Source organism: Pseudogulbenkiania sp. NH8B, from assembly GCF_000283535.1.
Classification (GTDB): Bacteria; Pseudomonadota; Gammaproteobacteria; order Burkholderiales; family Chromobacteriaceae; genus Pseudogulbenkiania; species Pseudogulbenkiania ferrooxidans.
Genome location: NC_016002.1, coordinates 3,459,468 through 3,485,837, shown reverse-complemented (window position 1 = coordinate 3,485,837; position 26,370 = coordinate 3,459,468). Strand labels below are relative to the sequence as shown.

Annotated in this window: 29 protein-coding genes and 4 tRNA genes; 18 read left to right on the top strand and 15 right to left on the bottom strand. The window is 66.2% G+C overall.

The features are described 5' to 3' along the window. Positions 1 to 83: 83 nt before the first annotated feature. The 12 genes from NH8B_RS16070 (at position 84) to greB (ending at position 10,231) form a co-directional block, all read left to right on the top strand. Positions 84 to 1,091 carry an asparaginase gene (locus NH8B_RS16070; RefSeq protein ID WP_014088208.1) on the top strand — a complete coding sequence of 336 codons (1,008 nt, stop codon included), beginning with the start codon at positions 84 to 86 and terminating at the stop codon, positions 1,089 to 1,091. 446 nt (positions 1,092 to 1,537) lie between these two features. Further along, complete coding sequence (locus NH8B_RS16060; protein WP_014088207.1) at positions 1,538 to 2,092, top strand: AAA family ATPase; 555 nt, start codon at positions 1,538 to 1,540, stop codon at positions 2,090 to 2,092. Positions 2,093 to 2,292: 200 nt separating this feature from the next. Then, positions 2,293 to 2,514 carry an RNA-binding S4 domain-containing protein gene (locus tag NH8B_RS16055; protein WP_014088206.1) on the top strand — a complete coding sequence of 74 codons (222 nt, stop codon included), beginning with the start codon at positions 2,293 to 2,295 and terminating at the stop codon, positions 2,512 to 2,514. Beyond that, positions 2,507 to 2,698, top strand: coding sequence for an oxidoreductase-like domain-containing protein (locus NH8B_RS16050; RefSeq protein WP_014088205.1), 192 nt, complete (start codon positions 2,507 to 2,509; stop codon positions 2,696 to 2,698). Before NH8B_RS16055 ends, NH8B_RS16050 begins: the two co-directional genes overlap by 8 nt. 1 nt (position 2,699) lies before the next feature. After that, complete coding sequence (locus NH8B_RS16045) at positions 2,700 to 3,554, top strand: 3',5'-nucleoside bisphosphate phosphatase (RefSeq protein WP_014088204.1); 855 nt, start codon at positions 2,700 to 2,702, stop codon at positions 3,552 to 3,554. Between the two features lie 22 nt (positions 3,555 to 3,576). Further along, positions 3,577 to 4,197, top strand: coding sequence for an L-threonylcarbamoyladenylate synthase (locus NH8B_RS16040; protein WP_014088203.1), 621 nt, complete (start codon positions 3,577 to 3,579; stop codon positions 4,195 to 4,197). Between the two features lie 120 nt (positions 4,198 to 4,317). Next, positions 4,318 to 4,956: a site-2 protease family protein gene (locus NH8B_RS16035; protein WP_008954937.1), complete on the top strand. Its 639-nt coding sequence runs from the start codon at positions 4,318 to 4,320 to the stop codon at positions 4,954 to 4,956. 122 nt (positions 4,957 to 5,078) lie between these two features. Then, positions 5,079 to 6,275, top strand: a complete 1,197-nt coding sequence (locus tag NH8B_RS16030; protein WP_041703053.1) for a tryptophan--tRNA ligase — start codon at positions 5,079 to 5,081, stop codon at positions 6,273 to 6,275. Positions 6,276 to 6,366: 91 nt separating this feature from the next. After that, a complete protein-coding gene (locus tag NH8B_RS16025; RefSeq protein WP_014088201.1) occupies positions 6,367 to 7,221 on the top strand; it encodes a segregation and condensation protein A in 855 nt (284 codons plus the stop codon). A 92-nt stretch (positions 7,222 to 7,313) separates the two neighbouring features. Continuing rightward, entirely contained in the window at positions 7,314 to 7,937 is a 624-nt protein-coding gene (gene scpB, locus NH8B_RS16020) for an SMC-Scp complex subunit ScpB (protein ID WP_008954940.1), read from the top strand. A 545-nt stretch (positions 7,938 to 8,482) separates the two neighbouring features. Further along, positions 8,483 to 9,430 carry a 23S rRNA pseudouridine(2605) synthase RluB gene (rluB, locus tag NH8B_RS21230; protein ID WP_232503570.1) on the top strand — a complete coding sequence of 316 codons (948 nt, stop codon included), beginning with the start codon at positions 8,483 to 8,485 and terminating at the stop codon, positions 9,428 to 9,430. Positions 9,431 to 9,673: 243 nt separating this feature from the next. Further along, on the top strand, positions 9,674 to 10,231 hold the full coding sequence (gene greB / locus NH8B_RS16010) for a transcription elongation factor GreB (RefSeq protein ID WP_014088199.1): 558 nt from the start codon (positions 9,674 to 9,676) through the stop codon (positions 10,229 to 10,231). Between the two features lie 70 nt (positions 10,232 to 10,301). Here the strand turns inward: greB and NH8B_RS16005 are convergent, their stop codons facing one another. From NH8B_RS16005 to NH8B_RS15995, 3 genes are all read right to left on the bottom strand, one after another. Next, complete coding sequence (locus NH8B_RS16005; protein ID WP_014088198.1) at positions 10,302 to 11,441, bottom strand: cation diffusion facilitator family transporter; 1,140 nt, start codon at positions 11,439 to 11,441, stop codon at positions 10,302 to 10,304. Between the two features lie 101 nt (positions 11,442 to 11,542). Then, entirely contained in the window at positions 11,543 to 12,031 is a 489-nt protein-coding gene (locus NH8B_RS16000; RefSeq protein WP_014088197.1) for a diheme cytochrome c, read from the bottom strand. Positions 12,032 to 12,040: 9 nt separating this feature from the next. After that, complete coding sequence (locus NH8B_RS15995) at positions 12,041 to 12,451, bottom strand: DUF1924 domain-containing protein (protein ID WP_014088196.1); 411 nt, start codon at positions 12,449 to 12,451, stop codon at positions 12,041 to 12,043. Positions 12,452 to 12,592: 141 nt separating this feature from the next. Between NH8B_RS15995 and NH8B_RS15990 the strand changes: the two genes are divergently transcribed. Next, positions 12,593 to 13,114, top strand: coding sequence for a cytochrome b/b6 domain-containing protein (locus NH8B_RS15990; RefSeq protein WP_014088195.1), 522 nt, complete (start codon positions 12,593 to 12,595; stop codon positions 13,112 to 13,114). 69 nt (positions 13,115 to 13,183) lie between these two features. Here NH8B_RS15990 and NH8B_RS21340 read toward each other — a convergent pair whose 3' ends face one another. Next, entirely contained in the window at positions 13,184 to 13,621 is a 438-nt protein-coding gene (locus tag NH8B_RS21340; RefSeq protein WP_008954947.1) for a MarR family winged helix-turn-helix transcriptional regulator, read from the bottom strand. 77 nt (positions 13,622 to 13,698) lie between these two features. Here NH8B_RS21340 and NH8B_RS15980 point away from each other — a divergent pair, with 77 nt between their 5' ends. Beyond that, positions 13,699 to 14,847, top strand: a complete 1,149-nt coding sequence (locus NH8B_RS15980) for an aminotransferase-like domain-containing protein (RefSeq protein WP_014088194.1) — start codon at positions 13,699 to 13,701, stop codon at positions 14,845 to 14,847. A gap of 263 nt (positions 14,848 to 15,110) precedes the next feature. Here NH8B_RS15980 and NH8B_RS15975 read toward each other — a convergent pair whose 3' ends face one another. The 4 genes from NH8B_RS15975 to minC are packed head-to-tail and all read right to left on the bottom strand — an operon-like array spanning position 15,111 to position 17,876. After that, positions 15,111 to 16,049, bottom strand: coding sequence for a LysR substrate-binding domain-containing protein (locus tag NH8B_RS15975; protein ID WP_014088193.1), 939 nt, complete (start codon positions 16,047 to 16,049; stop codon positions 15,111 to 15,113). A 3-nt stretch (positions 16,050 to 16,052) separates the two neighbouring features. Beyond that, positions 16,053 to 16,316 (bottom strand): cell division topological specificity factor MinE, encoded by a 264-nt coding sequence (minE, locus tag NH8B_RS15970; protein ID WP_008954950.1) that lies wholly within the window; start codon positions 16,314 to 16,316, stop codon positions 16,053 to 16,055. 3 nt (positions 16,317 to 16,319) lie between these two features. Further along, the gene (gene minD, locus NH8B_RS15965) at positions 16,320 to 17,147 is read right to left on the bottom strand and encodes a septum site-determining protein MinD (protein WP_369751190.1); all 828 of its coding nucleotides are present in this window, start codon (positions 17,145 to 17,147) and stop codon (positions 16,320 to 16,322) included. A 21-nt stretch (positions 17,148 to 17,168) separates the two neighbouring features. After that, the gene (gene minC / locus NH8B_RS15960) at positions 17,169 to 17,876 is read right to left on the bottom strand and encodes a septum site-determining protein MinC (protein WP_014088191.1); all 708 of its coding nucleotides are present in this window, start codon (positions 17,874 to 17,876) and stop codon (positions 17,169 to 17,171) included. A 358-nt stretch (positions 17,877 to 18,234) separates the two neighbouring features. Here minC and NH8B_RS15955 point away from each other — a divergent pair, with 358 nt between their 5' ends. After that, positions 18,235 to 18,783: a phasin family protein gene (locus NH8B_RS15955; RefSeq protein WP_008954953.1), complete on the top strand. Its 549-nt coding sequence runs from the start codon at positions 18,235 to 18,237 to the stop codon at positions 18,781 to 18,783. A 215-nt stretch (positions 18,784 to 18,998) separates the two neighbouring features. Here the strand turns inward: NH8B_RS15955 and NH8B_RS15950 are convergent, their stop codons facing one another. Further along, the gene (locus NH8B_RS15950) at positions 18,999 to 19,739 is read right to left on the bottom strand and encodes a 6-phosphogluconate dehydrogenase (RefSeq protein ID WP_014088190.1); all 741 of its coding nucleotides are present in this window, start codon (positions 19,737 to 19,739) and stop codon (positions 18,999 to 19,001) included. 456 nt (positions 19,740 to 20,195) lie between these two features. Beyond that, on the bottom strand, positions 20,196 to 20,729 hold the full coding sequence (gene ppa / locus NH8B_RS15945) for an inorganic diphosphatase (RefSeq protein WP_008954955.1): 534 nt from the start codon (positions 20,727 to 20,729) through the stop codon (positions 20,196 to 20,198). Between the two features lie 134 nt (positions 20,730 to 20,863). On the opposite strand from ppa, the gene coq7 reads away from it, so the two are divergent. Then, positions 20,864 to 21,484 carry a 2-polyprenyl-3-methyl-6-methoxy-1,4-benzoquinone monooxygenase gene (gene coq7, locus NH8B_RS15940; RefSeq protein WP_014088189.1) on the top strand — a complete coding sequence of 207 codons (621 nt, stop codon included), beginning with the start codon at positions 20,864 to 20,866 and terminating at the stop codon, positions 21,482 to 21,484. A 66-nt stretch (positions 21,485 to 21,550) separates the two neighbouring features. Here the strand turns inward: coq7 and NH8B_RS15935 are convergent, their stop codons facing one another. From NH8B_RS15935 to NH8B_RS15915, 5 genes are all read right to left on the bottom strand, one after another. Further along, a complete protein-coding gene (locus tag NH8B_RS15935; RefSeq protein WP_014088188.1) occupies positions 21,551 to 22,963 on the bottom strand; it encodes a sodium:proton antiporter in 1,413 nt (470 codons plus the stop codon). 211 nt (positions 22,964 to 23,174) lie between these two features. Next, positions 23,175 to 23,249: transfer RNA gene (locus NH8B_RS15930), tRNA-Glu, on the bottom strand. A 3-nt stretch (positions 23,250 to 23,252) separates the two neighbouring features. Then, positions 23,253 to 23,329, bottom strand: a tRNA-Arg gene (locus NH8B_RS15925). A 5-nt stretch (positions 23,330 to 23,334) separates the two neighbouring features. Beyond that, positions 23,335 to 23,409, bottom strand: a tRNA-Glu gene (locus tag NH8B_RS15920). Positions 23,410 to 23,414: 5 nt separating this feature from the next. Continuing rightward, positions 23,415 to 23,491: transfer RNA gene (locus NH8B_RS15915), tRNA-Arg, on the bottom strand. Between the two features lie 137 nt (positions 23,492 to 23,628). On the opposite strand from NH8B_RS15915, the gene NH8B_RS15910 reads away from it, so the two are divergent. Further along, the gene (locus NH8B_RS15910) at positions 23,629 to 24,903 is read left to right on the top strand and encodes a Y-family DNA polymerase (RefSeq protein WP_014088187.1); all 1,275 of its coding nucleotides are present in this window, start codon (positions 23,629 to 23,631) and stop codon (positions 24,901 to 24,903) included. A 2-nt stretch (positions 24,904 to 24,905) separates the two neighbouring features. Then, on the top strand, positions 24,906 to 26,336 hold the full coding sequence (locus NH8B_RS15905) for an exonuclease domain-containing protein (RefSeq protein WP_014088186.1): 1,431 nt from the start codon (positions 24,906 to 24,908) through the stop codon (positions 26,334 to 26,336). Positions 26,337 to 26,370: the final 34 nt, after the last annotated feature.

Genomic DNA, 26,370 nt, shown 5'->3' with positions numbered 1-26,370 from the left:
GTCGACTGTATATCATGGCCGTCTTCTTTTTCACGACCCGCGCGGCCCGTCGTCGCGGCCGCGCGCGCCTCAGGAGACGCGCAATGACTCGACGCCTGCTCGTGCTGTATACCGGCGGCACCATCGGCATGGACCACACCCCGGACGGCCTGGCGCCGGTGCCCGGCTTGCTGCCGCGCCTGCTGGAACGTTTCCACAGCGCCGAGCTCGCCTTCGACGTGGTGGAATACCCCGAACTGATCGATTCGTCGGCGATCACGCCGGCGCACTGGAACCGCATCATCGGCGATATCGCCGACCGTTACGACGCCTACGACGGCTTCGTGGTGATCCACGGCACCGACACCATGGCCTACACCGCGTCGGTGCTGGCCTTCGCCTTGCCAGGCCTGGGCAAGCCGGTGGTGGTGACCGGCTCGCAACTGCCGCTGGTGCACCCGCGTTCGGACGGCTGGAGCAACCTGGCCGACGCGCTGGAAGCCGCCTGCCAACCCGACCTGTGCGAAGTGGCCATCGCCTTCGACCGCCTGCTGCTGCGTGGCTGTCGCGCGCGCAAGCTCGACGCCGCCAGCTTTGCCGGTTTCGATTCGCCCAACGCGCCGCCGCTGGCGCACTTCGGCATCAAGGCCGACTGGCAGCGCCAGCACTGGCGGGCGCAGCAGGGCGCATTCACGCCGGTCACGCTGCGCGAAGACGTCCGCGTGGCGGCGTTGTTCCTGACCCCGGGCGCCGGCACCGCGCTGATCGGGCAAACGTTGGCCGAAGCCCGGCTCGATGGCGCGGTGCTGATGAGCTATGGCAACGGCAACGCCCCGGCCGATGCCGCGCTGCTCGCCGGCGTGGCCCAGGCCTCGGCGGCAGGGACGGTGGTCGTCAACATCAGCCAGGTGGTGCACGGTGCAGTCGAAGTGGGGGCCTACGCCGCCAGCCAACCGCTGGCGCGGGCCGGTGTCGTGGCCGGGGCCGACCTGACGCCGGAAGCCGCCGTCGCCAAGCTGACCGTGTTGTGCTCGCAGGCGTTGTCGCCGGAACAACGGCGTGCGGCGATGCAGTGCGCGCTGGCGGGCGAGATGAGCGTGCAGCCAGGCTGACACTAAAGGAGCCGGCGAAAAAAGGCGCGCAAGTCCGCGCCTTTTTTCTTGGGGCGAGAGCGCCGTATCGTGCCCGTGGGCGAATCGTTGCGGGCGCCGGCCGGAACGGTGCGAGCACCCCTGGAGTGCGAAGATCCTCTCGGCGCCGGCCCGGCTCTTGCGCCGGTGGGGACGGCACGGCGACGGGCACCGACCGGCCGCCAGGGTGCCGTGGCAACGCCAGCGACAGGGGATCGAGCCCTGTGCTGGCGGGGCTCGCCGGGGGCCTTCTGCCGCCCCTGCACCGGCAGGATTGACTAAAAAATGATCAGCCCATGCAAAAGCGTTCCCCGTCATGGGCTTAGCCCGCTTGTCCACAGCTCGCCCACAGCGCTGTCCCCGCAGCCTGTGAGAATTTCCGGATTATCCCCAAGCCGCCGTATAATGGCCGTTTAGCCCACTCTATTATGACGGCATACCCTCCGCCTCCCTTGCGTCTGGCCATCGTCGGCCCCGAGTCCTGCGGCAAGAGCACGCTGGCGCAGGCGCTGACGGCGAGCCTGAACGGGGCCGGTGTGGCGGCATGCTGCGTGGAGGAATACGCCCGCGACTATTACGCCGAGCGTGTTTACGCGCCGACGCCGCACGACGTGCTGGCCATCGCGCGCGGCCAGCTGGCGCGCGAGGCCGAAGCGGCACGCCACGCCGAGGTGCTGGTGTGCGACAGCACGGCGCTGACCTGCGTGATCTGGGCCGAGGTGGCATTTGGCCGCGCGGCGCCCGAACTCGCGGCGCTCAACCGCCCGCGGGATTACGCGCTGACGCTGCTGGCCTGTCCCGACCTGCCGTGGCAGCCCGACCCGCTGCGCAGCCACCCGGATCAGCGCGACTGGCTGTGGGGCCTGTACCGCGCGGCGCTGGAGGCGGCCGGCGTGCTGCCGCGGCCGGTTCGCGGGCAGGGGACGGCCCGGCTCGAGGCGGCGCTGACGGCGATTCGCCAGGCTGGATTGCTTAAAATTTAAGCTGATCGAAAAATCCCCTTGCCGGCCAGCATCTTAGCGAAACTATCCACAGTTCGCTCACAAGGCTGTCCCGGACGGTCGTGGATAGAGTTGGAAACTTGATTAAAAAATGGTCAGCCCAAAAAAGGGCTGTCCGATGAAGGGCTTGCGTCACCTATCCACAGCTGGCTCACAGCCCTGTCCCTATCGAATGTGAAAAAATGAACGAAACCTTCTCATTGCGTGGTGAATACATCGCCCTGTGCGACCTGCTCAAGGCCTGTGCCGTGGCCCATAGCGGCGGCGCGGCCAAGCACATGATTGCCGAAGGGCTGGTGTCGGTGGACGGCCAGATCGAGCTGCGCAAGACCTGCAAGATCCGCTCCGGTCAGGTCGTCAGCGGCGACGGCTTCACGCTGCGCGTGGAGGCCGCCGATGCCTGACGACGACGTGTTCGATCCGATGCCGGAGGCGCCCATCGAACCGAGCGACGACATGTGCTGCGGCAGCGGCTGCGAGCCGTGCGTGTGGGACACCTACACCACCGAGCTGAACGACTACCGCCGCAAACTGGCCGAATGGCAGGTGCGCGAAGCGGCGCGTCAGGCCGGCGGCGACGGAGCCTGACATGGCCGACATCGATCTGCATTTCCACTCGTTGTTCTCCGACGGCGCGCTGTCGCCGGCCGAGGTGATCCGCCGAGGTGCCGAGCGCGGCGCCACCTTGTTGGCGCTGACCGACCACGACTGCACCGCCGGGCTGGCCGAAGCCGCCGCTACCGCGCGCGACTGCGGTGTCAGCTTTCTCAACGGCGTGGAAATCTCGGTAAGCTGGGGCAAGCACACCGTGCACATCGTCGGCCTCGGCATCGACCCGGACCACGACGCCCTGGCCGCCGGGCTGCAGGGCATCCGCGACGGGCGCATCAACCGCGCCCGCGCCATGGCCGAGTCGCTGGCCAAGGTCGGCATCGAGGGCGCCTTCGAGGGGGCCTCGGCGCTGTGCGACAACCTGGAGATGATCGGCCGCACCCACGTGGCGCGCTACCTGGTCAGCAGCGGCCACGTCAAGGACGTGCGCAGCGTGTTCCGCAAGTACCTGACCCCGGGCAAGCCCGGCTACGTGCCGCACGAGTGGGCGAGCCTGGCCGACGCCGTGGGCTGGATCTGCAGCGCGGGCGGCATCGCGGTGATCGCCCACCCCGGCCGCTACGACATGGGGCGCACCCTGACCGAGCGGCTGATCTTCGACTTCAAGGATGCCGGCGGCGAAGCGATCGAGGTCGCCAGCGGCAGCCACAGCCTGGACGATCTGCACAAGTACGCCCTGATCGCCCAGCGCTACGACCTCCTGGCGAGTGCCGGCAGCGATTTCCACGCCCCCGGCGAGGGCGGCCGCGATGTCGGCCGTACCGACGATCTGCCGCCGATCTGCCGGCCGGTGTGGCAACGCCTGCTGGAAAACGGCCGCGTACTCGCCTGAACCCGACCCAACCGGAAACCTCATGGCCCAGTTCTTCGTGATCCACCCCGACAACCCGCAAGCCCGTCTGATCCGCGAGGCGGTGAAGATCCTGCGCGCGGGCGGGGTGATCGTCTACCCCACCGATTCCTGTTACGCGCTCGGCTGCCTGCTGGGCGACAAGGCGGCGATGGAGCGCATCCTCGACATCCGCCAGCTCGACCTCAAGCACCACCTGACGCTGGTGTGTGCCGATCTCTCCGAGCTGTCCAACTACGCCCGCGTCGACAACAGCCAGTTCCGCCAACTCAAGGCCGCCACGCCGGGCAGCTACACCTTCATCCTGCAGGCCACCAAGGAAGTGCCGCGCCGCACGCTGCACCCCAAGCGCGCCACCATCGGCCTCCGGGTGCCGGAGCACCCGGTGGCGCTGGCGCTGCTGGCCGAGCTGGGCGAGCCGATCCTGTCCTGTACCCTGTCGCTGCCGGGCGACAGCGAGGCCCTCACCGATCCTTATGAAATCCGTGAGCGGATGGAGCGTCAGGTCGACCTGGTGATCGACGGCGGCTGGTGCGGCACCGAGCCCACCACGGTGATCGATCTCACCGAGGGCGTCGAGCTGGTGCGCCGCGGCAAGGGCGACCCGGCGTTGTTCGGCTTCTGAGCGCGGGGATGTTTTTCACGCCCCCCGAGGCTTCGGCCAACCTGGCGGCCGGAACGAAAGGGGTGGCCGCTACTCTCACTCATCAATCCCTCTTCGCGAGAAGGACCTCCTTTTAACACCATGGATTCCTACAACCTCATCCAGAAAATCGCCATCTACGCCCTGCCGGTGCTGCTGGCCATCACCCTGCACGAAGCGGCGCACGCCTACATGGCGCGGCGCTTCGGCGACAACACCGCCTACATGATGGGGCGCATGACGCTCAATCCCCTGAAGCACATCGACCCGGTCGGCACGGTGCTGCTGCCGCTGCTGGGGCTGGTCATCGGCGGCGTGCTGTTCGGCTGGGCCAAGCCGGTGCCGGTCAACTTCGGCGCGCTGAAGAACCGCCGCGTCGGCACGCGCTGGGTGGCGGCGGCCGGCCCGCTGGCCAATCTGGGCATGGCGCTGATGTGGGCGCTGCTGTTCAAGCTCGCGCTGAACGTCGACAGCTATTTCAGCGAGCCCCTGGCGCTGATGAGCCAGGTCGGCATCCAGATCAACATCGTGCTGATGGTGCTCAACCTGCTGCCGATCCTGCCGCTCGACGGCGGACGCATCTTCGAGAGCCTGCTGCCGCCCGGCATGGCGTGGAAGTACGCGCGCCTGGAACCCTACGGCCTGTGGATCCTGCTGGCGCTGGTGTTCTCCGGTCTGCTGTCGCCGATCCTGCGGCCCTTCATCAACCTGATGTACTCGCTGCTGGGCGTGCTTCTGTAAGGCTTTGCTGGCAAAATCACGCCGAAGCGGCCGCGATCATTAGCCGATCACGGCCGGCACCGACTCCTTCCGGGGGCGCGCTGCGGCACGCCCCCCAACCCTAAATATCTGGAATGACGACCATGTTCGCAGACCGCGTTCTCTCCGGCATGCGCCCCACCGGCAAGCTGCACCTCGGCCATTACCATGGCGTGATCAAGAACTGGACCTCGCTGCAGAACGAGCACGAGTGCCTGTTCATGGTGGCCGACTGGCATGCGCTGACCACCAATTACGACGAAGTCGGCATCATCGAGAAGAGCATCTGGGACATGGTGATCGACTGGCTCGCTGCCGGCGTCGACCCGGAGAAGGCCACCATCTTCATCCAGTCCAAGGTGCCGCAGCACGCCGAACTGCACCTGGCGCTGTCCATGGTCACCCCGCTGGGCTGGCTCGAGCGCGTGCCGACCTACAAGGACCAGATCGACAAGCTGAGCCACAAGGACCTGACCACCTACGGCTTCCTCGGCTACCCGCTGCTGCAGGCCGCCGACATCCTGATCTACAAGGCCGGCCGCGTGCCGGTGGGCGAAGACCAGGTGCCGCACATCGAGCTGACGCGCGAAGTGGCGCGCCGCTTCAACCACCTCTACGGCCGCGAGCCCAACTTCGAGGAACTGGCCAAGGCCGCCGTGAAGAAGATGGGCAAGTCCGGCAAGGAGTTCGAGCAGCTGCGCGTGCGCTACCTGCAGGACGGCGACGGCGAAGCGCTGCTGACGGCACGCGCGCTGCTCGGCGCCAGCCAGAACCTCGGTGCCGTCGACGGCGAGCGCCTCTTGGGCTACCTGGAAAACAAGGGCAAGATCATCCTGCCGGAAGCGGAAGCGCTGCTGACCGAAGCCTCCAAGATGCCGGGGCTCGACGGCCAGAAGATGTCCAAGTCCTACGGCAACACCATCACCATGCGCGAAGAGCCGGCCGCGGTGAGCAAGAAGATCCGCGCCATGCCGACCGACCCGGCGCGCGTGCGCCGCACCGACGCGGGCGACCCGGCCAAGTGCCCGGTGTGGCAGCTGCACCAGGTCTACACCGACAGCGCCACGCGCGAGTGGGTGCAGGCCGGCTGTACCAGCGCCGGCATCGGTTGCCTGGAATGCAAGCAGCCGGTGATCGAGGGCGTGCTGAAGGAGCAGCAGCCGATGTTCGAGCGCGCCCAGCAGTACCTCGACAACCCGCAGCTGGTGAAGGACATCGTCGCCGACGGCTGCGCCCGTGCCGGCAAGATCGCCCAGGACACCATGCGCGAGGTGCGGGAAGCGATGGGGCTGGGCTACTGAAACAGGCTCTAAGCTATAGCCTGTTGGCCTGAAATAATCAGGCAAGGGCGGGGGACTCCTCGCCCTTTTTATCTGTCCCCGCTAGGTAACCATGGACGTCCGCACGCCGAACGATACACCTGCCGCTGACGGCGCCTCCGCGTTCGAGCTCACCGCGCCCGACCTGCCGTCCGGCATGCCGATCGCCCACGTTTTCGGCCAGCCGGTGCTGGAAGTGCCGCAGGACCTGTTCATCCCGCCCGATGCCTTGCAGGTGATCCTGGAGAGCTTCGAGGGTCCGCTCGACCTCTTGCTCTACCTGATCCGCAAGCAGAACCTCAACGTGCTCGACATCCCGATGGCGCCGATCACCGCGCAGTACATGGCCTACATCGACGCCATGCGGCGCGAGCAGTTCGAGCTGGCGGCCGAGTACCTGTTGATGGCGGCGCTGCTGATCGAGATCAAGTCGCGCCTGCTGCTGCCGCGTCCGCCCAGGGACGAGGAGGGCGAGCCGGACGACCCGCGCGCCGAGCTGGTGCGCCGGCTGCTGGAATACGAGCAGATGAAGCTCGCCGCTCTGGAGCTCGACAAGATGCCGCAGGCCGACCGCGACTTCGCCTGGCTCGCGGTGCTGATCGAGCAGGTGGCCGAAGAGCGCCTGCCCGAGGTGTGCGCGGTCGACCTGCGCCAGGCCTGGCTCGCCATCCTGTCGCGCGCGCGGAACACGCGCCACCACAAGGTGGAGAAGGACGAGCTGTCGGTGCGCGCGCAGATGACCTGGATCCTGCGCTACCTGGAAGGGCGCGAGTACGTGGCGTTCGAGGAGCTGTTCGACCTGGCCCTGGGCGTGCCGCACCTGGTGGTCAACTTCATCGCGGTGCTGGAGCTGGTCAAGGAAGGGCTGGTCAAGGTCAGCCAGGACGCCGCCTACCAGCCCATCTACGTGCGGCTGGCGCTGGTGTAACGGCCCACATTGTCATAGCGGTTATCTTTTTGTCAAAAAACCGTGTAAAATCCGCACCTTCCCGCGTTTTACCCTCTGGACTACACTGATTCATGTCCACCATTACCGACCTGAAGTACCTGAAGATCGTGCTCGAGACGGCGTTGTTGACGTCGGCCGAAGCGCTCTCGGTATCAGCCCTGAAAAAGCTGTTCACCGAAGACGTCAAGGCGGCACTGATCAACGATCTCCTGGCGGAGATCCAGCAGGACTGGCGGGGACGCGGGATCGAGCTGGTCAAGCTCGCTTCCGGCTGGCGCTTCCGCGCCCGGGCCGAGTTCACGCCGTACCTGGCGCGGCTCACCCCGGAAAAGCCGCCGCGCTACTCGCGCGCGGTGATGGAGACGCTGGCCATCGTCGCCTACCGCCAGCCGGTGACGCGTGGCGACATCGAAGCCATCCGCGGCGTCTCGGTGTCCACCAGCGTGATGCAGACGCTGCTGGAGCGCGGCTGGGTGGAGGTGATCGGGCACAAGGATGTGCCCGGCCGGCCGGGGCTGTACGCCACGACGCACAAGTTCCTCGATGATCTGGGACTGGTGTCGTTGCGCGATCTGCCGCCGCTGGCCGATCTTGGCACGCTGGTGTTGCCGGAAGTCCAGCCTGATAGCGTCGGCGAAGCCGACGCGGTGCCCCTCGACGACGAGGCGGACAACGTAATTGAACAGGAACGATGATGTCTAAAGGACAGCGTAATCACGCCCGCCAGCCGGTGGCGCGTGTCAAAGGCCGTGAAACCTCGCAACCGCGCCAGCCGGCGCCGGATCGTGGCGGTTTCGGTCAATCGAGAAGCGGCAAGCCGGGAGGCTCTTCGCTGATCAAAGCCGTCGGTGCTCCGGCATCCGGCAAGGCGCCCCAAGCCCGGGAGGGTCAGGGTCGCAGCAAACCCGGCTTCGGCCAGCGTGACCGCACGCCGCCGGGGCAGGCGCCGTTCGGCCGTCGCGACGAGCGCGGCCAGCAGGGCTTTGGCCGCGACGAGCGGCAGGAAGGCAAGCAGGGCTTCGGCCAGCGCGACCGCAACGCCGGCCGCGACGAGCGTCAGCCGTCCTTCGGCCGTGACGGTCAGGGCCAACAGGGCAAGCAGGGCTTCGGCCAGCGCGACCGCAACGCCGGCCGCGACGAACGTCAGCCGTCCTTCGGCCGTGACGGTCAGGGTCAACAGGGTAAGCAGGGCTTCGGCCAGCGCGACCGCAACGCCGGCCGCGACGAACGTCAGCCGGCCATGGGACAGGGTGGCCAGGGCGAGCCGCGCCGCAACTGGAACGAAGAGCGTCAGCCGGCGTCTCGCCAGCAGGACAAGCGCGCACCCAAGGTCGAGCGCGCCAAGAAGCTGCGCGTGCGCGACCCCAACCAGCAGATCCTCGACCGCGCCCAGCGCCTGCGCGACACCCGCGTCGACATGGAACAGATCGAGCCGGTGCGCCTGCAGAAGGCGCTGGCAGCGTCCGGCGTCGGCTCGCGCCGCGAGATGGAAGAATGGATCGAGGCCGGGCTGATCCTGGTCAACGGCAAGAAAGCCACGCTGGGCGACCGCGTCGGCCCGCAGGACCGCGTCACCGCCAAGGGTAACCCGATCCGCCTGAAGTGGCCGGACCGCCTGCCGCGCGTGATCCTGTACCACAAGCAGGAAGGCGAGCTGGTCACTCGCGACGACCCGGAAGGCCGCGTCACCATCTTCGACCGTCTGCCGCAGGCCAAGAGCAGCCGCTGGGTGGCGGTGGGGCGTCTGGATGTCAATACCAGCGGTCTGCTGATCGTCACCACCAGTGGTGAACTGGCCAACCGCCTGATGCACCCGAGCTTCGAAGCCGAGCGCGAGTACGCGGTGCGCGTACTGGGTCAGCTCGAGCCGGAACAGATGAAGGAAATGACGCGCGGCATCGAGCTGGAAGACGGCCCGGCGCATTTCCAGCGCATCGTCGAGCAGGGCGGTGAGGGCGTCAACCACTGGTATCGCGTGGTGATCAAGGAAGGCCGCAACCGCGAAGTGCGCCGCATATTCGAACACTTCGGCCTCACCGTGAGCCGCCTGATCCGCGTGCGCTTCGGCAACATCGGCCTGCCGGCCCGCCTCAAGCGTGGCCAGTTCTACGAGCTCAACTCGGCCGAGGTGGCGGCGGTGATGAAGTGGTCGGACCTGACGGTAACCGGTCGCGCCAAATCCCGCTAAGAGCGGGGGCATAAATCTGCTGCGCATCCCCATCCCGGCCCTGTGATGCTCGCCGTACCATCTGTACGGCTGTGCTTCTCGAACCGGCCTGGGGTTGCTCACGACGATTTCTCCCTCCCGCTCCGGTTTCGCCAATGAGCCACTAGTATGACTTGAAAGCCCGCCTCCAAGGCCCTATCGTTGGGTGTTGGAGGTTTTTTATTGCCTCCGTTGCACTCATCGAATCAGGAAAGACCCCACGGCATGAGCAAGGCGTTTACCAAGGAAGACGACGGCGAGCACGATGACGACCTGCCGCCAGAGCAGCGTCTGCCGGCGGCGACCAAGAACTACCTGACGCCGCAAGGCTGGCAGCGGCTGAAGAACGAGCTCTACCACCTGGTGCACCGCGAGCGGCCGGAGATGGTCAACGTGGTGAACTGGGCCGCCAGCAACGGCGACCGCTCGGAGAACGGCGATTATCTCTACGGCAAGCGCCGCCTGCGCGAGATCGACCGGCGCATCCGCTTTCTTACCAAGCGCCTGGAAATCGCCGAAGTGGTGGACCCGGAAACGCGCGAGGCGACCGACCAGATCTTCTTCAGCGCCACCGTGCTGATCCTGCGTGGCGATGGTTCGGAGCAACTGCTGCGTATCGTCGGCGTCGACGAAATCGATCTGCCGCGCGGCCACATCAGCTGGATTTCGCCCATCGCGCGCTGCCTGATCAAGGCGCGCGAAGGCGACGAGGTGGTGTTTCGCGGCCCGGAGGGGGAGGAAACCATCGAGGTGCTGGAAGTGCGCTACGAGCGCATCGACTGAGCGCGGGCAACCCCATATCACCGCTTCGGCCAACCTTGTCAGGTTGGCCGAAGCGCTTTTGCGGCACGGTTCAGGCGGCTGGGCGCAGGTAGACGCGGGTGGCGACGATGTCCGCCTCCGCCGCCAGGGCGGCCTGCAAAGCCGGCAGGGCCGCGCTGTCGGCGGCCGGCAGCAGCAGCACGGCGTGGATGCCGTCCGGCGCGTAGTGCAATTGCAGCGTCTCGCTGTCGAGCAGCGGGCGTCCCAGGGCGCGGTTCAGGCGCGCTTCCAGCTCCGGGCGCATCGGCAGCTCGTAACGCACCGGGGCGTGGCTCAGGTCGGAGTCGACGTGCACCGTGACGTTGAGCACCGGGTGCGCCGTCAGCACGCGCTGGCGCGCCAATGCCGCGATCTGGTGACCTTCCGACACGCTGATGCTGGGCGGCACCACGATGTGCACGTCCACCAGGGCCAGGTCGCCCATGCGCCGCATGCGCATGTCGTGGACTTCCACCACCCCCGGCACGGCGGCGATCTCGGCGCGGATCGCCTGTTGTTCCTCGGCCGACACCGCGCGGTCGGTGAGGTCGCCGAACGCCTCGCTGCTGAACTCCCAGCCGGTGCGGCTGATCATGAAGCCCACCAGTGCCGCTGCCAGCGGGTCGAGGAAGGTCCAGCCCGCCATGTTGCCGATGATGCCTACCGCCACCACCAGCGACGAGGCGGCGTCGGAACGGGCGTGCCAGGCGTTGGCGATGAGCAGGCTGGAGCCGACGCGCTTGGCGATCGCCAGCATGTAACGGAACAGCAGCTCCTTGGCCAAGAGGCTGCCCAGCGCCACGTACAGCGCCAGCGGCTTGACCTGCGGCAGGGCGTGGGGGTCAAGGAACTTGCCGGCGGCGTTCCACAGCATGCCGAGCCCGACCGCCAGCAGCAGCACGCCCAGCACCAGCGAGGCGGCGTTCTCGTAGCGGCGATGGCCGTAGTGATGGTCCTCGTCCTCCGGCTTGGCGCTGTGGTGGTTGGCGAGCAGCACCACGAAGTCCGCCAGCAGGTCCGACAGCGAGTGCATGGCATCGGCCACCAGCGCCGAGGAATGGGCGAACAGGCCGGCCGCGAGCTGGGCCAGCGTCAGCAGCAGGTTGACACCCACGCTGACCCAGGTGCTGCGCTGGACGGCCTGGTTGCGGGCGCCGGTATCGCCGGCTTCATGAGATTCCTGATAGTGCATGAGAAATGGCTAAACCCACGGGTATGTCGTTGGCAGGAGGATACCGCAAAAAAACAGCCACACGCTTCCCGGACGCATGGCTGCCTGCTGCGAGCCCGGCTTCAGCGCGGAATGCGCACCTGATGCTCGTCGAAGTTGCCCTGTTCCGCGCCGCGATGGCACGCCATGCAGTTGGCCGCGCTGCCCACCGATTGGCGCCGGAACACGTCCGCCCGCACTTCCTCGTGCCAGTCGGCAAAGCGCGCGGTGTCGGTGATGCGGGTGACGATGCGCTCGCCCGGCGCGGCCTTGGCCGGCCGGGTGTCGCGGTCGCTCGAGGCATACAGCAGAAACTGGCGGATTTCCGCCTCGGTGCCCTTGTCGAGCGAGGCGTTGCTGCCGAAATGGTGCGACAGATTGTCCATCAGGGCATTCCACGAGCGGCCGGGCAGCAAGCCCGGCGGGTAGGCCATATGGCAGCTGCCGCACTCGGTTTTCCACGCCGCGTTGACCTTGGCCGGCATGGCCAGACGGCGTCCTTCATGTTCCTCGGCGTGGGTGGTGCCGGCCAGCAGCAGGGAAGCGGCAATGAGGGAAGCGAGATAGCGCATGTTCGTCTCCTAGCGCAGGGTAGTCAGGAAGGTGAGGAAGTCGCCCTTTTCCAGCGGGGTGCAGGCGCGCGACAGCACGTCGTCGCAGTTGCGGCGGAACCATTTTTCCACCTTGGCCGGGTCGCGGAAGCGCTCCGGATTGACCGCGCTGGCCATCGGCCCGATCTTGCGGAAGCTCGGCGTCATGCCGCTGCGGCGCGGGTCGTCCGAGTGGCAGCTGGCGCAGCTGATCGCCTTGCCATCCTTGGTGTTGCGGCGATAGTAGAGTTCCTTGCCGCGTTCGGCGGAAAAGCCGCTGAACCCCGGAGCGGCCTGGCGCGCTTCCGCGGCGTAACTCTGCAATAGCTCGGCAGGAGAGGAGGCGGCCTGGGCCAGGGGGGCGAGGCTGGCGGCCAGCAACAGCAGGAAGAGACGGGACATGGGCAGACTCCGGCAAGCAGGAAGAGCTTCCAGCCTAGGCGCGGAGCATTAAGTTGCGCTTAAAACCCTGTCGATTAAATGGTTAATGTCGACTTAAGCGTTCCGCCTTAGCGTATCAGGGTCACATGGCGGAGAAGCATCATGAATCCCTTCAATCGTTTGCGCTTGTTGCACTGGCTGGTCGCGGCCTTCTTCCTGTTCGGCTACCTGAGCGGCGACGACGGCGGCTTGCTGCACGTCTGGCTGGGTTACGGTCTGATCGCGGTGCTGCTGCTGCGCTTGCTGGCCCATCTCGCGAAAATCCGCGGCTTCCCGCCGTTGCTGCCGACCGCCGGCCAGTGGCAGGCGCGAGGTGTCCCGTTGCTGGGCAAGCTCTTGACGGTGCTGCTGTTGAGTGGCGCCGTGCTGACCGGGGGATCGGGCCTGATGATGGTTGACAATGCCCGGGTGCTGGGGCTGCCTGCGGCGCAGACGGCTGACGCCGCCATGGCGAGTGCGGATGGAGAGGAAGGCGAGGCGAGCGATATCGCCAAGGAGGTGCACGAGGCTTCGGCCAACCTCACCCTGCTGCTGGCGGGGCTGCACGTCGCCTACCTGCTGTGTTATCGCCGCCACATGGTGCTGACCATGATCCGGGGACAGGCGCGCCGATCGCGTGCCTGAGAAAGCCGGCCGCCGTGTGGGGAGGCGCGCGCGACGCCAGGCCGCTCCCGCCGCGCGGCGCGGTGTCTGCTACTTGGCGTGGCTCGCCAGGAGCAGGTTGACGTCGAGCCAGCCCTGGTGGGCGTCCTTGCCGGCACCGGCAAACGCCGTCAGCAGCAGCTTCGCCTGCTCGCGGTATAGCGACTCCTCCAGCTTGCGCCCCTCTGCCGTCAGCGTCAGCTCCTTCACCCGCTTGTCGTGCTCCGCGGCACGCGCTTCCACCAGCCCCATCTCCATCAGCTGGCGCAGCGGGATGTTGATCGCCTGCTTGGTCACGCCCAGCGCCGCCAGCAGCGCCTTGACGCTCAGCCCCGGCGTGTGCGCCACGAAGAACAGGATACGGTGGTGCACCCGCGCCAGGCCGCGGCGCGCCAGCATCTCGTCGGGTTTGGCGGTGAACGCCATGTAGGCGTGGAAGAAGGCCTCCATCGAGGCGCGCAGGTCGGGAGAAACGGGCGTGTCGGGCATGTTGACGAGGGCCTGGTGCAGGCGTAAATTGGGTCAAAAAAATTGACATTTATAAGTCCAGCCACTACGAGGGTAGCATGTTTTCAGAACGCATCGAACGACTCAGCGGCTCGCTGATCCGCGAAATCCTCGCCGCCGCCCAGCGCCCCGAGGTGATTTCCTTCGCCGGCGGCCTGCCGGCTTCCAGCTGCCTGCCGCCGCTGGACTTTCCCGATGTGCCGCCGTCGCTGGCGCAATACGGCACCAGCGAGGGCGAACCGGAGCTGCGCGAGCAGATCGTCAAGGAGGTTGCCCGCATCGGCCTGAGCTGCGACGCGTCGCAGGTGCTGGTGCTGTCCGGCTCGCAGCAGGCGCTCGACCTCGCCGCCAAGCTGTTCGTCGACCCGGGCACCCCGGTGATCACCGAAGGCCCGACCTACCTCGCCGCGCTGCAGGTATTCCGCCTGTTCGGCGCGCAGTTCCACACCGTGGAGCAGCAGGACGGCCAGTTGCCGGCCGCCACGCTGCAGGCCGCCATCGCCGACAGCAAGGCCAAGCTTGCCTACCTGATCCCCACCTTCCAGAACCCGTCCGGCGCCTGCTACAGCATCGAGACGCGCCAGGCGCTGGCGCGCGTGCTGGACGACGCCCACCTGCCGGTGATCGAGGACGACCCCTACCGCGCGCTGTCCTACGACGGTGACGCACCGGCTCCGCTGGTGACGCACTTGAAGAACGCTCCCTGGATCTACTGCGGTTCGTTCTCCAAGACGTTGGCGCCGGGCCTGCGCATCGGCTACCTGATCGCTTCCAAGGAACTGATGCCGCATCTGCTCAAGCTGAAACAGGCGGTCGATCTGCATTCCAACCGTCTGGGCCAGTGGTTCATCGCACAGTGGCTGAAGAGCGGTGATTACCCCGCTCATCTCAAGCGTTTGCAGCAGAACTACAAGGTCGGCCGTGATGCGATGCAAGCCGCACTGGAGCGCCACTTCGCCGATCTGGCCGACTGGCAGGTGCCGCAAGGGGGCCTGTTCTTCTGGCTGACGTTGAAGAACAAGCGCGACACTCGCACCTTCCTCAAGCCGGCGCTGGAACAGCACAACGTCGCCTTCATGCCGGGCGAGGCGTTCTACGCCGATCCAGACACCGGCATCGGTCATCTGCGGCTCAACTTCAGCCATGCCACCCCGGAGCGCATCGAAGAAGGTATCGCGCGTCTGGCCGGCCTGATCCGCGCGGGTTGACGCCGGCGAGACAAGCCAGGGCAGGGGAAGGGGGCAAGCCGCCGTCCTTCCTCGCCCGATGGAAAAGCAAAAAGCCTGACAGGACATTCCGGTCAGGCTTTTTCGTCTTTGGCGTCTTCGCTCAGAGCCTGTTTACGCTCTCGCAAGCTAGAGCGAGACAAGGCAAAAACGGCCGAGGAAGCGAAGTTTACACATGGTAAATGAGCATTCCGGAGACGTTTTAACGCCGTAGCGCCGACGCGCAGCAGATCGTAAACAGGTTCTCAGGCCGGTTGCGCGTCTTCTTCCAGCATGGTGACGCCCGGCAGGCCGGAACGGAACACCGCCTGCTGCAGCGTGGTGACCGCCTTGCGGCGGAAGTACTGCTTGCGCGTCACCAGCATCACGCGCCGCTGCGGCGCCGGCAGGCTGAACGGCACCACCGACAGCAGGGCATCGTCGGCCGGGCTGACCGAGGTGGCCGGCAGCACCGTCACTCCCATGCCGCTCGCCACCATGTGGCGGATGGTGTTGAGCGAGCTGCCCTGCAGGGTGCTGGCCAGGCTGCCGGACTGGTGCTGGCGCGTGGCCAGCTCGCTGCACGACTGCAGCACCTGGTCGCGGAAGCAGTTGCCCTGGTTGAGCAGCAACACGCTTTCCTCCGCCAACTGGCTGGGGCGCACCATCGGCTGTTTCTCCCATGGGTGCCCCTTCGGCGTGGCTACCACGAACGGCTCGTCGTAGAGCGGGTAGGCCACCGTGCCGGGCTCCTCGAACGGGTCGGCCACGATGATGGCGTCGACTTCGCCGCGCTTGAGCATCTCGGCCAGACGCGCCGTGTAGTTCTCCTCGAGAATCAGCGGCATGTCCGGGGCCAGGATGCGCAGCGCCGGGATCAGCTTGGGCAGCAGGTAAGGGCTGATGGTGAAGATCACCCCCAGCTTGAGCGGCCCCACCAGCTCGTTCTGGTGTTCGCCGGCCAGTCGCTTCACCGTCTCCGCTTCTTCCAGCACGCGCTGGGCCTGCTCGATCACGCGCTCGCCGATATCGGTCACCGCCACCTCGGGGCCGCCGCGTTCGAACAGGGTGATGCCCAGTTCGTCCTCCAGCTTCTTGATGGCGATCGACAGCGTCGGCTGGCTGACATAGCAGCTCTGGGCCGCGCGGCCGAAGTGGCGCTCGCGCGCCACCGCCACGATGTAACGCAGTTCGGTCAGCGTCATGGCTTAGCGTTCGTGCTCCGGCAACACGATGTTGACCTCCAGCACCTCGAAGTTGTCCTGGCGCTCGAGGTTGACCTTGATGTCGTCCAGGTTGACCGCCACGTAGCGCGAGATCACCTCCATCAGCTCGCGCTGCAATGCCGGCAGGTAGTCCGGGGCGCCGGCACGGCCGTTGCGCTCGTGAGCCAGGATGATCTGCAGGCGCTCACGCGCCACCTCGGCCGATTTCTTACGCTTGCTGCCGAACAAAATGTCCATCAGCGACATGGCTTAGCCTCCGAACAGTCGTTTGAGGAGCCCAACCTTCGGGACGTCGAGGAAACGCATCGGGCGATCCTCGCCGAGGAAGCGCGACACCACGTCGGCGTAGGCCTCGGAGGCATCGGTCCCCTTGAGGTGGATGGCCGGCGTGCCCGAGTTGGAGGCCTGCAGCACCACCTGCGATTCCGGGATCACCCCCAAGAGCGACACGCGCAGGATTTCCTTGACGTCGTCGACCGACAACATCTCGCCCTTTTCCACGCGGCTCGGCGAATAGCGCGTGATCAGCAGGTGTTCCTTGACCGGTTCACGGCCCTCGATGGCACGGCGCGACTTGGACGACAGGATGCCGAGGATGCGGTCGGAGTCGCGCACCGACGACACTTCCGGGTTGGTCACGATCAGCGCCTCGTCGGCGAAGTAGAGCGCCATCAGCGCGCCCTTCTCGATGCCGGCCGGCGAATCGCAGACGATGAAGTCGAAGTTCATCGTGGCCAGCTCGTTCAGCACCTTTTCCACGCCTTCTTCGGTCAGCGCATCCTTGTCGCGGGTCTGCGAGGCCGGCAGCACGTACAGGTTGTCGCAGTTCTTGTCCCTGATCAGCGCCTGGTTCAGCGTGGCCTCGTTGTTGACCACGTTGATCAAGTCGTACACCACGCGCCGCTCGCAGCCCATGATCAGGTCGAGGTTTCTGAGACCGACGTCGAAATCGATGACCACGGTCTTGTGGCCGCGCAGGGCCAGCCCGGAAGCGAAGCTGGCGCTGGTGGTGGTCTTGCCGACGCCGCCCTTGCCGGATGTCACGACGATGATTTTTGCCACGATGATTCCCTTGATTAACCAGTGATGGAGTGTTCGTTATTCGCCGAGCGCGGTGATCACCAGGCGCTCGTTCTCGAGGAAGACTTGAGCCGGCTTGCCGCGGATGCTGTCGGGCAACGCCTGCTCGATGGTTCGATAGACGCCGGCGATCGACACCAGTTCAGCTTCCATGCATTGCGTGAAGATGCGCGCCGCGGTATTGCCGCGCGCGCCGGCCAGGGCGCGGCCGCGCAGCGGGGCGTAGACGTGGATGTTGCCGTCGGCGATCACTTCGGCGCCGGCGCTGACCATCGCCAGCACCACCAGATCGCCGCCCTTGGCATAGATCTGCTGGCCGGCCCGGACCGGGCGGTCGATGATCATCGTCGGGGCGCTGGCGAGGCCCTCCGGCGCCGCTGCCGCCTCGCTGGCGGCAGGCTTGCTGGCGATCACCTGACCGGTGACATGGGCCAGGCCGAAGCGGTGCGCCAGCGCCTCGAGTGCCGGGTCCGGGTGGCGCAGCGCCACGGCGCGGAAGCCGTAGTGGCCGAGCAGGGACAGCACGCGGTCGAGGGCGAGATCGGCGGGGTTGTCGAGCGCGGCCACATCGAGCACCACGGCTTCGGCGGCGGAAGGTGTGGCGCGGTTGCCGAAGCGGCTTTCCAGTGCCTGGGTCAGCTCGTCGAGATGGTTGCTGCGCAGAACGAAGGCCAGCACGTCGAGGCTGGCCGATTTGATGTCGTAGGTGTTCGCCGTCTGGCTCATGTCGCTGTAATAATACCTAAAGATAGATTTCTTCTATGAAGGCGAGTGTACTGGCTTGCGGCGGGGCTTTCAATGAAAGTCGCACGCTCTGGCGGGCGTGCTGCCGTCATGGATTTGTAATGCTGACGTGTTGTGATACTGTCATGCCCTCATGCCCCGCTGCCGGGGTTTTTTGCCGTCTGAAGTGTTGCAAAAAACCCAACAGATTAGGGGCTTAGTAGATTGTGCAATGCAACAAACCGGTTGACCGGAAGGCAGGCTTTGGTTAAAGTGCAATTGCTGCATCGCACAATGCGACAGAGGTACAGGGTTTGTTGCTGTTGTCGCTGGGTTACTTCCCAACTATTCAGGAGTCATTATGTTTACTACTACTCAAGAACTGACCGCTCTTGGACAGGCGCAATTCGATAAAGCTGTACGCCTGTCTTCCCTTTTGCTGGGCAGCGCCGAGCGTTTCGCCGCTCTGCAGTTCGACCTGAGCCGCAAGGTGCTGGCCGAAAACGCCCAGCTGTTCAAGACCCTGGTCGACATCAAGGATCCGAAGGCTCTGGTCGAGCTGCCGGCAGGTCTGGCTCAGCCGGCCCTGGACAAGGCCTTCGTTGCCGCCCGTAGCGTGTACGACGCCGCGGTGACCACCCAGGGCGAACTGACCGCCTTCGTCGAAGAGCAGGTTGCCGAATCCAACAAGGCCGTGCTGTCCACCATCGACAAGCTGGCCAAGAACGCTCCGGCCGGTTCCGACGTTGCCGTCAGCGCGCTGAAAAACTTCGTGACCTCGTCCAACGCCGCCTTCGAAAGCGTGTCGCAGACCGCCAAGAAAGTCGGCAGCGAACTGGCCGAAGCCGGTGTGCAGGCTGCGACCAAGTCCGCCAAGGTCGCTTCCGCTGCCGTTGCCAAGAAGGCCTGATCGGGCCGGCACCGCGCCGAAGCAAAAAAACCCGCCGCAAGGCGGGTTTTTGATTTTGACAAACCCCTTTCGCGCAGCGGAAGGGGTTTGTCGTGTAAACGGGAAGGCTGTGGAGGCAATAACGTATCGGGAGCGGTCCGGCTTTGCCGGGTCCGGTAGCGTCTCGACAGGAGACGTTGGCAGCAGCCTGGAAACCCGCCGCAAGGCGGGTTTTTTTATGGGCGTGGCTGGCTGAGGGAGTCGAAGATGGCCTGCAGGGCGAGACCCTGGCCCAGTGCTAGCTCGATCAGCTGGGCCAGGATCAGGGCGTAGTGGCTTTGCTGGTAGGCGGGCAGGGCAAAGTGTGCCAGCAATTGCCAGGGATCGTGTGCTTCCTGCTGCGGCGGGTGCTGCGCCAGGTAGAGCCGGGACAGTTGCAACAGGTTGGCGGCCAGCTCCTTTTGCTGGCTGAAGAAATGGTTCCAGTCCGGTGGGCGCGGCGTTTCGCCGGGGGCGGTCCAGCCCGCCTGCAGCAGCAAGCCGAAGGCGTAGCTCAGCGCCTCGAATACCGTAGCCACGAAATGGCCGCTGCCGGCGGGGCCGCAGTGCAGCCAGGCACCTGGCAAGGGCGCCAGCGCATCCAGCACCGGCCTGGCACCGTCCAGCGCGCGGTCCGAGCCGCCCACGAACAGGGCGAAGCCTTGCTGCACTCCCGGGGCTTGCCAGTTGGCCGCCACGTCGACGTAGCCCAGCCCGAACTCTCGGCAGTGCCGCTCCCGGGCGGCACAGCTGTCCGGTGTGGCGCGCTTCAGGTCCAGCAGCACGCCGCCGTACTGCAGCGCCTGCCAGTCGGCGGAAAAAGCCTCGGAAGCCGGCGGGGAGGGAAAGGGCTCGGCCGGCAAGCCGAACCCCTGCGCCGTCAGGCGGCGTCGAATCCATTCGAGGTAGGGCTCGTTACCGAGCGTGATGATTTGCATGCTTCTCAAGACGTCAGGGGCGCGGAGTCGAGGGTCTGCATGAGGCACGGGATGAACCAGCCCAGTGCCCTGTCAGGTTGTGGCTCCTTGCCGTCTTCGACGCGTTTCACGATCAGTTACCCATTATCCACGTAGGGCTGGGCCAGCGAAAGCAACAAATAGCCGGCGCCGAGTCCCTTTAGCTATAACTGCCACTTGCCGGCGAGAGAGAGGGCGGTGGTGAGCGCATCCTGTCTTTCGCGCCGCAACGACGAGCGTGCCAGCCGCTGCGCGAAGTATCACCTGGCGCCACCATGGCGGATGACGTGCGACGGGGACGGTTCGGGATGCTGCGCCAGCGGGGGTATCGTTGCCGGCCGCGCAGCGGCGTGGGTGTCACCGGCACGTTGGCCGAAGCGGCCAGCGGAAACAACAAAGCCGGCGAATCGCCGGCTTGCTGGTCGTTCAGAGGAGGGCTCAGCCTTCCTGCTTGTAACGCTCGATACCTTCCACCAGTTCCTTGGTGGCGTCTTCACGGGTGCCCCAGCCCTGGATCTTCACCCACTTGCCCGGCTCCAGGTCCTTGTAGTGCTGGAAGAAGTGCACCATCTGGTTGCGCAGCAGTTCCGGCAGGTCTTCCAGTTGCTGGATCGACTTGTACATCGGGCACAGTTTCTCGACCGGCACGGCCACCAGCTTGGCATCCACGCCGCCGTCGTCTTCCATCTTGATCAGGCCCAGAGCACGGCAGCGCACCAGCACGCCCGGCGGCAGCGGGAACGGGGTCACCACCAGCACGTCCACCGGATCGCCGTCGCCGGCGAGCGTTTGCGGTACGAAACCGTAGTTGGCCGGGTAGAACATCGAGGTGCCCATGAAACGGTCAACGCAGATGGCGCCGGAGTCCTTGTCGAACTCGTACTTGATCGGGGCGCTGTTGGCGGAGATTTCGATCACCACGTTGATGTCGTTGGGCATGTCCTTGCCGGGGGCGATGCGGTCGAGATTCATCTGGGAGGTCCTTTGGTTGAGCGTTGAACACATTTGCCGAATTATCCCGCGATTATAACAGCAAGCCGTCGTCGCTTGCGGGGCGCCAAGGTATAATCCAACGCTTCTTTTTGCTACAAGCGGGACGCCACACCATGCTGGACAAGCTGATCATCGAATTCGACAAGGGGGTGCGTACCCTGTTTGCCCCGGCCGCCAGCGCCCGTCCGCACCCGGATGCCAGCATGCCCGAAGCCGAGATGAGCGAGCAGGAAAAGCGCCATGCGCTGGGCCTGATGCGTGTCAACCACTGTGGCGAGGTGTGCGCCCAGGCCTTGTACCAGGGGCAGGCGCTGACCGCACGCAACGAGGCCGCGCGCGAGGCGCTCAAGCATGCCGCCTTCGAGGAAGTGGAGCACCTGGCCTGGACCGAGAGCCGCATCCGCGAGCTGGGCGGCCATCCCAGCGTGTTCAACCCGCTGTGGTACACCGGCTCGCTGGCCATCGGTGTCGCCGCCGGGCTGTTGGGCGACAAGTGGAACCTGGGCTTTCTGGAAGAGACCGAATACCAGGTCGAGGCGCACCTGAACGGCCACCTGAAAGACCTGCCGGAACAGGACGAAAAGAGCCGCGCCATCGTCAAGCAGATGCGCGACGACGAAGTGCGCCACGCCGAGATGGCGCACGAGCACGGCGCCGCCAAGTTGCCCCTCCCTGTGCGCGGCCTGATGAAGCTGACCTCCAAGGTGATGACCTCGGCCAGCTACCGGCTGTGATCTTGTCGTAACGGCAAGGCAAAACGGGCTGCTCAGGCAGCCCGTTTTACGTGGCGCGGCCGGGATTCAGAAGAACAGCAGCGTCACCAGCAGGAACACCGGGATCAGGATGGCCAGCGACCAGCCGATGTAACCGAAGAACGACGGCATCGCCACGCCGCGCTCCTCGGCGATGGCCTTGACCATGAAATTGGGGGCGTTGCCGATATAGCTGTTGGCGCCCATGAACACCGCGCCGGCCGAGATCGCGGTCAGTGTCGGTGCCAGCGTGGTCATCAGCTGACCGGGCTCGCCGCCGGCCAGGTTGAAGAACACCAGATAGGTCGGTGCGTTGTCGAGGAAGCTCGACAGCGCACCGGTCAGCCAGAAGTAGGCCGGGTTGAGCGGCGCGCCGCTGCCGTCGTTGACCATGGCCACCAGATTGCCGAAGGCCCCGGCCGAGCCGGCCTTGAGCATCGCCAGTACCGGGATCATGGTGACGAAGATGCCGGCGAACAGCTTGGCCACCTCCAGCATCGGCCCCCAGTTGAAGGCGTTGGCGGCGCGGCAGCGACCCGGCGTCAGCGCCAGCGACAGCGCCGCGATCCCCAGCAGCAGCACGTCGCGCACCACGCTCTGCAGCTCGATCTCCAGGCCGCCGATGGTCCAGTTGATACCCGGCTTCCAGGTGCCGGACAACAACACCGCGCCGACGATCGCGCCCAGCAGCAACAGGTTGATGCTGCCTTCCAGGCGCAGCTTCGAATCCGGGGTCGGGTCCGCCAGCGGCGGCAGGTTTTCTTCCTTGTGGTAGTAGTGGCGGTCGAGCAGGTAGAACAGCACCAGCAGGATCACGCTGGCGAAGGCCATCAGCGGCAGCAGGTGCCGCAGGGTCCAGCCGAAGCTGACGCCCTTGAGGAAGCCCAGGAACAGCGGCGGGTCGCCCAGCGGCGTGAGCGAGCCGCCGATGTTGGCGACCAGGAAGATGAAAAACACCACGACGTGGGTTTTGTGGCGGCGGTTGTCGTTGGCGCGCAAGAGCGGGCGGATCAGCAGCATCGAGGCACCGGTGGTGCCGGTGAAGCTGGCCAGCACGGTGCCAATCCCGAGGAGCGTGGTATTCACCAGCGGCGAGCCGTGCAGGTTGCCGCGCAGGTAGATGCCGCCCGCCACAGTGAACAGCGCCACCAGCAGGATGATGAACGGCAGGTATTCCAGCAGCAGCGTGTGCAAGAGTTCATGCCCGGTGGCGCCGCCACCGTGCTGCAGTGCGAACGGCACGATGAACAGCAGCGCCCAGCCGGCGGCGATCTTGCCAAAGTGGTGATGCCACAGGCCCGGGGCCAGCAGCGGCAGGATGGCGATCGACAGCAGCAGGCCGGCGAACGGCACGGCCCAGAGCGTGGTGAGTTCGGCGCCGTTGACGCCGGCGTGGGCCACGAGCGGCAGCGTCCCCAGCAGCCAGGCCAGCGCCCCTCTGCGGAAGAGGAGTGAGAGCATGGAGAGTGTCCCCTGTATGGTTATGGCGTTGTTCTGGAAAAAGAGCGCCAGTGTAACAGGGCAAACGGGGGGGATGAAAAGTTGGGGATTTTCCGGAGTGGATGGCTGGAACCCGTCTCGCCAGAGGCGAGTGCGGCATGATGGGGAGGGGGAAATCCGAAGCCGGAAAAGCAAAAAGCACCAGCGTGTGCTGGTGCTTCTTGTGGAATCCTGGCGTCTCCACGGGGAATCGAACCCCGGTTACCGCCGTGAAAGGGCGATGTCCTAACCGCTAGACGATGGAGACAGCTGGCGCACCCGGAGCGATTCGAACGCCCGACCCTCTGGTTCGTAGCCAGATACTCTATCCAACTGAGCTACGGGTGCGTTGTTGGCGTCCCCACGGGGAATCGAACCCCGGTTACCGCCGTGAAAGGGCGATGTCCTAACCGCTAGACGATGGAGACGCTGCTGGCGCACCCGGAGCGATTCGAACGCCCGACCCTCTGGTTCGTAGCCAGATACTCTATCCAACTGAGCTACGGGTGCGCTGTTTCTCTTCAGACGCTGGCGTCTTTCGAGAGAGGCGGATTCTATAGAGGCTGTTTCCGACTGTCAAGCGTCGTTGGGCATTTTGTGTACGAGCCAGTACAATGAACGCAGCCCCATGCCGCACCGATTCCCCTATGACCTCCTGTTTCGCGCAAGTCGATTGCAACAATTTCTACGCTGCCTGCGAGCGGGTGTTCAACCCGGCGCTGGCTGGCCGGCCCGTGGTCGTGTTGTCCAACAACGACGGTTGCGTGGTGTCGCGTTCGGCCGAGGCCAAGCGGCTTGGCGTGCCGATGGGGGCACCGTACTTCACGCTCAAGGGGCAGCTGGAGCGGCAGGGTGTGGTGGTGTTTTCCTCCAACTACGCCTTGTACGGCGATCTCTCCAACCGCGCGATGCGGCTCCTGGCCGGTTACGCGCGGGCGCAGGAGGTCTATTCGATCGACGAGTGCTTCCTCGACCTGAGCGGCGAAGCCGAGCCGCTGAGGCTGGCGCGGCGCCTGCGCGACGCGCTGTTGCAGGGGCTCGGGTTACCGGCCTGCGTCGGCCTTGGCCCGTCCAAGACCCTGGCCAAGCTGGCCAACCACCTGGCCAAGCAGGAGGCGGCCCTGGAAGGGGTGCTCGACCTGGGCTCGCTCGACGCAACGGCGCTGTTGCAGCGGCTGGAGCCGGTGGCGGTGGAGGAGGTGTGGGGCATCGGCCGTCGTCTCGGCGAGCGGCTGCGCCTGGCGGGGATCGGCAGTGCGCGGCAGTTGGCCGAAACCGAGCGCGACTGGCTGCAGCGGCGCTTCGGGCTGGTGACGGCGCGCATCGCCGACGAACTGCGCGGCGTCTCCTGCCTGGCGCTGGAGGCGCTGCTGGAGCCGCGCCGTTCGGTGATGTCGACGCGCTCGTTCGGGCGCAAGGTGACGGCGCTGGCCGAGTTGCAGGAGGCGGCGGCGATGCACGCCGGCCGGGTCGCCGAGCGTCTGCGCCGCCAGGGTTCGCTGGCGCATTTTCTGCGCGTGGGGATACGCTCCGGCGTACCGGGCTGGGGGCGGGGGGGCGATGCCAGCGAAACCGTGGCGCTGTTGCCGCCGTCCAACGATAGCCGGGTGCTGACGCGCGCAGCGCAGCAGGCCGTGGCACGCTTGTGGCAGCGCGGCGTGCGTTATCACAAGGCCGGGGTGATGGCGTTCGAACTGGTCGACGCGGGGCAGGTGCAGGCCGACCTCTTTGCCGGCGATCCGCTCGACGCCAAGAGCGCGCGCCTGATGCAGGCCATGGACGCCATCAACCAGCGCATGGGGCGCGGCACCGTGCGCTTGTTGGCCGAAGGCACGAAGCAGCCCTGGCGCATGAAACAAGACCATCTTTCTCCCTGTTACACCACCCGCTGGGACGATATCCCGGTGGTGAAAGCGAATTGAGCATGCTGTTTGAGCAACCCTGCGCCATCGTCGACCTCGAGACGACCGGCGGCCACATCACCCGCGACCGCATCACCGAGATCGGCATCCTGCTGATCGATGGCGAGCGCATCGAGCGTTACGAGACGCTGGTCAATCCGGGCCAGCCGATCCCGCCCTTCATCGAGAACATGACCGGCATTTCCGACGCCATGGTGGCCGAGGCGCCGCCGTTCGCCGCGCTGGTGGAGACGTTGCTGGAAAAGCTGCAGGGCCGCCTGCTGCTGGCGCACAACGCGCGCTTCGACTACGGCTTCCTGAAGAACGAGTTCAAGCGCGCCGGGCACGTCTTCCAGAGCGAGGTGCTGTGCACCGTCAAGCTGTCACGCCGGCTCTACCCGCAGCATTTCAAGCACAGTCTCGACAGCCTGATCGCGCGCCATGGCATCGTGCTGGCGGATCGCCACCGCGCCATGGCCGACGCCTTGGCGGTGTACCACTTCATCGAGGCGGCGACGGCCGAGCTGGGGCCGGAGGCGGTGCTGGAGGCGGCAACGGCGCTGCTGGCACCGACCGCCTTGCCGCCGGGGCTGGACCCGGAGCTGCTCGACAGCCTGCCGGACGTGCCTGGCGTGTACTTGTTGCTGGGCGACGACGGGCTGCCCCTGTACGTCGGGCGCGGCGCCAACCTGCGCCGCCAGGTGCTGGCGCATTTCTACGCCGATAAGGCGCACGGCAAGACACTGCACATCGCCGAGCCGATCCGCGGTGTGGAGTGGCGCGAGACGCTGGGCGAGTTCGGCGCCATGCTGCTGGAGCTGCAATGGATCCGCGCCCATCGCCCGCGCCACAACCGGCGCGGCGGGCCCGGCGACGAATTGTGCTCGATCCAGCTGGGCGAGGGCGCGGACGGCTTCGTGCGGCCGCGCATCGTGCTGGCGCACGAACTCGACTTCAGCCGCACCGCCGATCTGTACGGCCTGTTCCGCCACCCTCGCGAGGCGCGCAAGATGTTGCAGGACATGGCGCGCGCCCAGGGCCTGTGCCAGGCCGTGCTGGGGGTGGAGCAGGTCACCAGCCGCAAGGGGGCGCCGTGCGGCGGCTTCCAGGCCGGGCTGTGCCGCGGCGCCTGCATCGGTCGCGAGCCGGCGATGCAGCACAATACGCGGCTGATGTCGGCGCTGTCGCGGGTGCGGGTGAAGAACTGGCCGTTTCCCGGCGCGGTGGCCGTGGTGGAGTGGGACGAGGTGACCGGCGAGCGCGTCGAGCACGTGTTCGACCGCTGGTGCTACCTGGGGACGCGCCATGCCGCCAGCGAGACGCTGGAGGGGCAGCCGAGCTTCGATCTCGACAGCTACAAGCTGTTCAGCGCTTATCTCAAGAAGCCGACGCCGTCGAGCGAGCTGCGCTTGCTCGACGAGGGCGAGATGGTGTTTTCCGGGGTGATCGGCTGATCCCGGCCTGCCGTGATTGGGGACGTGCCTCGCG